Origin of the sequence: Streptococcus pseudopneumoniae (assembly GCF_001072925.1) — a bacterium.
Lineage (GTDB): Bacteria > Bacillota > Bacilli > Lactobacillales > Streptococcaceae > Streptococcus > Streptococcus pseudopneumoniae_Q.
In genome coordinates, this window is the sequence record NZ_JVHE01000100.1 from 1 (window position 1) to 1,823 (window position 1,823).

The 1,823-nt window shown below is 38.1% G+C and carries 1 protein-coding gene and 1 pseudogene; one reads left to right on the top strand and one right to left on the bottom strand.

Annotation, left to right across the window (positions count from 1 at the left end):
- Nucleotides 1-76, bottom strand: a pseudogene (locus ADH81_RS10795) (cadmium transporter); the annotation flags it as partial.
- A gap of 479 nt (nt 77-555) precedes the next feature.
- Between ADH81_RS10795 and ADH81_RS07000 the strand changes: the two are divergent.
- Complete coding sequence (locus ADH81_RS07000) at nt 556-1,758, top strand: IS110 family transposase (RefSeq protein ID WP_049527613.1); 1,203 nt, start codon at nt 556-558, stop codon at nt 1,756-1,758.
- Nucleotides 1,759-1,823 lie beyond the last annotated feature (65 nt).

Here is a 1,823-nt window from a genome sequence, read left to right on the forward strand (position 1 = left end):
ATAACATTAGGATAATAAGTAAGTCTACGGCTGTCCCAGAATACAGGATTATTGAAGTAACAATATTTTGAATCATAAAACACCTTATTCAAATATATTTTTGAATGTATTCTAACATTAAACTTTGTAGATGTCAACTTAAAATCCACCAATTAATAATTGCATGTCAATATTTGTATTGTGAAACTAGTTTCAGAAATATATAGTCTTAAAGTATGTCCACTGCCAATGGTTTTTTCAATATTTAAAAGGAGAGAACCAATTTGGTCCTCTCCAGGGTATAATTTTCCATCAACCCACTACAGTTGACAAACATACTAAGATTAGTAGTGAGAAAATCTCCGACGGGAGAGAGTACTCACTACTTTTTCTTTATGTTAAAGTAGAGGTGTCTTGTAAAGTCGTAGGGCTCTTTGGCGCTAGACGTCGCTTGACAAACTGGCAAGACACCTGTTTTAGGTGGAATTTGATCAAAGTATGTGGGACGCTAGACGTCGCGTATTGAAAATAAAATCACTAAAACACAGAATTATTCAAGACAAAAGAGGTAATATCATGCGTACAGTATTTGGGATTGATGTGAGTAAGGCAAGTTCTGAGGTGGCAATTTTAGTCAACGGTGAAAAGATTCATGGATACACTATGCTCAATGACGCCATTGGCTTCAATCGTCTTTTGAATGACTTGAAAACTGTTCATAACCCTGAGATTATATTTGAAGCTACTGGTGTCTATTCTCGGCGTCTTCGAGCCTTTCTTGAGGAATACGGCTACGCTTATACACAGCTGAATCCTCTGGAAGCTAAGAAGCAACTGGACAGTCTGCGAGTTCGTAAAACAGACAAAATTGACGCTGAAAAGTTGGCTCATTCTCAGTTTATACTCAATCGTAAACCAACTTATGCGCAGGAAGAAGTTTATCAACATCTGCGTGATTTAAGCCGTTTCTATCAAAATCTTACAGAAGACATTGTTAGAGCTAAAAACCGTCTACACAAGGTCTTACAAGTCACCTTTCCTGAATTGGAAAATCTCTTATCCACACCAACTGGAGAGCAATATTGGAATTTAGTGATGGCTTTTCCATGCAAAGAGTTTGTATTAAACCTATCTCAAAATGAATTGTGTAAGATTATCCGTCAATCTACCTCCAAACGAATCTCTGAAAAGCGTATTGCTTATCTGACTGATAAACTTATAAAACTCGCTAAACAATCTTTTTGTGCGGTCAAGAAAATCTCCCCAATGCTTGAAGAGGTTCGTTACTATGCTCAAGAATTGCTTCGTCTTTCTGAGCACAGACAGGTTGTCTTAGACGACATGGTAGCTCTAGCGCAGCCTTTACCAGAGTATGACATCTTACGATCAATTCCTGGCATCGCAGAAACCACAGCGACATCTATCATTGGCGAATTGGGAGATATTCGGCGCTTTCAGTCTACCAATCAAATCAACGCTTTTATTGGCATTGACCTGAGACACTATGAATCTGGGAACTTTCTCGCCAAGGAACACATTACTAAGCGAGGTAATCCCTATGCCAGAAAAATCTTGTTCAAGTGCATTCATAACATCGCTTCAGCTAGTCATACCAATCCCTGCCATATCGCCGACTTTTATGAGAAACGAAAAAGACAATCGACAATAGCTTCAACCAAGCCACATGCGATTGCCTCTATACATCGTCTCATTCGAACAATGTATTACCTCATTACGCATAACAAACTTTACGATTACTCTTTGACCCAAAATCGATAAGGTCATCTATGCCGTATTATTATAACACCTTGTTTCAAAAAATACCAGATGAGGTGTTTTTTAGC